This window comes from Francisella noatunensis subsp. noatunensis (assembly GCF_009823375.1).
GTDB classification, from domain to species: Bacteria; Pseudomonadota; Gammaproteobacteria; order Francisellales; family Francisellaceae; genus Francisella; species Francisella noatunensis.
In genome coordinates this window covers 1-2,310 of sequence record NZ_WBSX01000162.1, presented here as the reverse complement: position 1 = coordinate 2,310, position 2,310 = coordinate 1, and the positions used below count along the sequence as shown (strand labels likewise).

Sequence of the window (2,310 nt, the reverse complement as noted above, 5' to 3'; positions counted from 1 at the left end):
TAAATTGCTTTGTGAGTTATATTAACAATGCCCTCATGTTTTAATCTACCACAAATAAGTTCCGGAGATATCTTCTTTTTTAACAAAGCTATTATTAGCTTTTTAACTTTACAGGATAGCTTATGATTATTTGAAGTTCTGCGGCTTTGATATAGCTTCTGTGCTATCTCAGCATTATAGTCACTATTTATACTAGTGCGATTAAGTTCCTTTTTTATAGCTCTTTCACTATAGCCAATTTTATTGGCTATTTGAGATGTTTGGTATCCTAATTTAAGTAATTCTTCTATACAATATCTATTTGAAAGAGTTAAGTGCTTTGGCATTTTTTAGTTCCTTATCGTTTATTTTAGTTTCGTCAAAACCTAATAAACTATATTTGGAACTCTCTTTCAACTATTTAAAACTTTCAGAATACAATCTAGCTTTAAATTTATTTTAGAGCGAAAAAAAAGTACTTAGATTATTATTCATAAGTTTAAGCATATTTTGTAAGTCCTTTTATTTTATAAACTTTAAGCTTGATATTGCGAACTAATGATCGGTCTTGTATGTGTAAGACTTCTTTAGCATTGCGCGGATGTACTTTTTCAATATCAATAATAGATTTATTAAGCATCAGTCCATGTGTGTGAGTTAAAAGCTTATTTTTATTCGCAAAAGGGTTGTGATATAAAACAGATGAGAGTTCTTGATTGATTTGCTCTAATTTCTTATCGTCCGGATTACTTACTACACCCATGATAGCAAAGTTTACATCTGTGTCTTCATATTTTTTCTCATCATAATAATTTTGACTATTAGTAAAGATATTTTACTATTTATAGGTGTTCTAGTTATAGCTTCTGCATTCACTTGTGAAAACTGAACGCATCCTACAATAGCAAAAGGAGATTTAAGTTGAGTATAAATTTGTTTATAGATATCTGCAAGAGTATTTTCTGTATCAAATGATAAATATTTTGCTATATAGCTTACAGGGGTGTTTTTGGGAATAATGAATATGCCTGTCGTCACAAATTCAGGTCCCCACATTATTGGGTCTCTTTCTGATCTACTAACATCTGTTCTTGATGAATAAATCATGTTGTTGAGCAAAATACATTCACCAAGATTATAAATGCTTTGTGGTGATCCTAGCTCAAAGCCATAATCAAAATCGCTAGCAAGAAAACGTCTGTATTTTAGCTCTTCTGGTACAATACTATGAATTACATTATCAACATGACCAATATATGCTAAAGTTTCTGCATTATCATTTTGTTTTTCTAAAAAAATCATATAGTTACCTAAATTTGTCTCATGAGTTATCGTAAATTCTGGTATATCAACTTTTCTAAGTTAGTATAGAATCTTTGTTTATATTCAATTTCTTTTTTAGAAATAATTGAATAATATGTAATAAGATATCTCAAAATAAATATATATACCATATACTAAAAGGAAGTTTACTTTTAAATTTAATGAGATGTGTTATATGTTTAGATATAGTTTTCTTGATGATTATAGTGAAGGATGTCATCCTAAGATAATTAAAGCATTAGAGCATACAAATTTAATTCAACAGTTAGCTTATGGGAATGATGAATATTCTAGTCAGGCAAGGGAGTTAATCTGCAAACACCTTAATAAAGATAATGTAGAGGTATATTTTGTTGCTGGAGGAACTCTTGCTAACCTGATATGTATTTCAAGTATTTTGAGCCATATGAGGCTGTAATTTCTGCTAATAGTGGGCATATCGCTTTACGAGAGGCTGGTGCAATTGAGGCTACAGAACATAAGATTATTTCAGTTTTTTCTGATAATGGTAAATTAACATCTAATGATATCAAAGAAGTGATTAAAAATAACTCTCATGCTCCTCATATGGCAAAACCTAAATTAGTATATATTTCTAATTCAATAGAATTAGAAATATATATACAAAAGAAGAATTACAGAAGCTATCAGAAGTTTGTAAACAAAATAATTTATTAGCTAGATTGTATTCTGAAAGTTTTAAATAGTTGAAAGAGAGTTCCAAATATAGTTTATTAGGTTTTGACGAAACTAAAATAAACGATAAGGAACTAAAAAATGCCAAAGCACTTAACTCTTTCAAATAGATATTGCATAGAAGAATTACTTAAATTAGGATACCAAACATCTCAAATAGCCAATAAAATTGGCTATAGTGAAAGAGCTATAAAAAAGGAACTTAATCGCACTAGTATAAATAGTGACTATAATGCTGAGATAGCACAGAAGCTATATCAAAGCCGCAGAACTTCAAATAATCATAAGCTATCCTGTAAAGTTAAAAAGCTA

Annotated in this window: 6 protein-coding genes; 3 read left to right on the top strand and 3 right to left on the bottom strand. The window is 29.0% G+C overall.

Features of this window, described 5'->3' with window-relative positions; all coding sequences use genetic code 11:
- The 3 genes from F8C69_RS09925 to F8C69_RS09920 all read right to left on the bottom strand — a co-directional run.
- A partial coding sequence (locus F8C69_RS09925) for a helix-turn-helix domain-containing protein (RefSeq protein WP_159185022.1) occupies positions 1-326 on the bottom strand: 326 nt, incomplete at its 3' end.
- A 152-nt stretch (positions 327-478) separates the two neighbouring features.
- Complete coding sequence (locus tag F8C69_RS10895; RefSeq protein WP_234384126.1) at positions 479-742, bottom strand: hypothetical protein; 264 nt, start codon at positions 740-742, stop codon at positions 479-481.
- A gap of 11 nt (positions 743-753) precedes the next feature.
- Positions 754-1,281, bottom strand: coding sequence for a hypothetical protein (locus F8C69_RS09920; RefSeq protein WP_234384127.1), 528 nt, complete (start codon positions 1,279-1,281; stop codon positions 754-756).
- Positions 1,282-1,477: 196 nt separating this feature from the next.
- Between F8C69_RS09920 and F8C69_RS10890 the strand changes: the two genes are divergently transcribed.
- From F8C69_RS10890 to F8C69_RS09910, 3 genes are all read left to right on the top strand, one after another.
- The gene (locus F8C69_RS10890) at positions 1,478-1,720 is read left to right on the top strand and encodes a hypothetical protein (RefSeq protein ID WP_234384128.1); all 243 of its coding nucleotides are present in this window, start codon (positions 1,478-1,480) and stop codon (positions 1,718-1,720) included.
- Positions 1,684-1,980 (top strand): beta-eliminating lyase-related protein, encoded by a 297-nt coding sequence (locus F8C69_RS10885; RefSeq protein WP_234384129.1) that lies wholly within the window; start codon positions 1,684-1,686, stop codon positions 1,978-1,980. The genes F8C69_RS10890 and F8C69_RS10885 overlap by 37 nt, the downstream gene beginning before the upstream one ends.
- Before the next feature lie 99 nt (positions 1,981-2,079).
- On the top strand, positions 2,080-2,310 hold a 231-nt coding region (locus tag F8C69_RS09910; protein WP_159183974.1), incomplete at its 3' end, for a helix-turn-helix domain-containing protein.